Origin of the sequence: Streptomyces sp. YS-3 (assembly GCF_045257485.1) — a bacterium.
Taxonomy (GTDB): domain Bacteria; phylum Actinomycetota; class Actinomycetes; order Streptomycetales; family Streptomycetaceae; genus Streptomyces.
Genome location: NZ_JBJHPC010000992.1, coordinates 1 through 1385 on the forward strand (window position 1 = coordinate 1; position 1385 = coordinate 1385).

Consider the following 1385-nt stretch of genomic DNA (forward strand, 5'->3'; position numbering starts at 1 on the left):
CCGCCGCGACGCTGACCCCGCTGCTCTCCACGTCGCTGGGCGCGGGCATCGCGCTGGCCGTCGCCTGGGGCGTGTGCCACTGGATGATCAACGTGCCGCAGCAGATGCGGCTGGTGGCGACCGCGCCGCAGTCCGCCCCGCTCCTGCTCGGTCTGCACCAGAGCACCATCTACATCGGGATCAGCACCGGGGCCGCGGCCGGCCGGTTGATGCGCAGGGAGAGCGCGAGGACGCCCAGCGCCACGATCCCCACGACGAGCGCGGCCCAGCCGACGCCCGAGGCGCCGTCGGCGGCGTAGCCGGCGGCACCGGCCACGCCCCCGGTGCTGATCCCGATGTAGATGGTGCTCTGGTGCAGACCGAGCAGGAGCGGGGCGGACTGCGGCGCGGTCGCCACCAGCCGCATCTGCTGCGGCACGTTGATCATCCAGTGGCACACGCCCCAGGCGACGGCCAGCGCGATGCCCGCGCCCAGCGACGTGGAGAGCAGCGGGGTCAGCGTCGCGGCGGTGACCAGGAGCGGGGCGGCGACGGTGATGGTCCGCACCGGCCCGATCCGGTCGGTGAGGCGCCCGGTGAGCAGGTTGCCCGACACCGCCCCGATGCCGAAGCAGAGCAGGATCAGCGAGGTGCGGCCCGCGTCGCCGCCGGTCGCCTCGTCCATCACCTCGTCGATGTAGTTGTAGACGGTCCAACTGGTGCTCAGGCAGAGCCAGGTGGCGATCAGCGTGACCAGGACGCGCGGCTGCCCGAGCGGCGCGAGCCGGGCCCGCAGGGTCGTCGCCGCCTGTCCCTCCAGCCGCGGCACGGTCGCCGCGATACCGGCGGTGGCCGCCGCGGTGAGCCCGACCACCAGCCACAGGGCCGCGCGCCAGCCCGCCTCGTCGCCCAGCCAGGCGCCCAGCGGCAGACCGAGCACGATGGCCGCGGTCAGCCCGCCCACCACCAGCGCCGCCGCCCGTCCGGCCCGCTCGGGCGGCACCATCGCCCGTGCCACGGCGAGGGAGTTGGCGGTGTACATGGAGGCTCCGGCGCCGGCCACCACCCGCCCGGCCATGGCCCAGGAGTAGTCCCCGGCCACGGCGGTGAGCGCGTTGCCGACCGCGAACACGCCGAGCGCGCCGAGCAGCAGCTGTCGGGGCGGCCGGTGGCCGGTGGCGGCGGCGAGCAGCGGCCCGCCGATGGCGTACGCCAGCGCGAAGGCGGTGATCAGCCAGCCCGCGGTGGTACGCGAGACGCCGAAGTCGTCGGCCATGGGGTCGAGGATCGGCGCGATGATGAACGTGTCGACGCCCATCGCGAAGTTGCCCAACGCGAGGACGAGTAGGCGCAGACGCACGGTGACTCCTTCGGAGTGTGCGGGGAAGGGGGCGGGGGACGGGCCG

General features: G+C 74.8%; 1 protein-coding gene. It reads right to left on the reverse strand.

What is annotated here, in order from left to right:
• Nucleotides 1-169: 169 nt before the first annotated feature.
• Nucleotides 170-1385, reverse strand: a 1216-nt coding sequence (locus ACJA3G_RS36970; protein ID WP_406557386.1) for an MFS transporter, incomplete at its 5' end; no start/stop codon positions are given.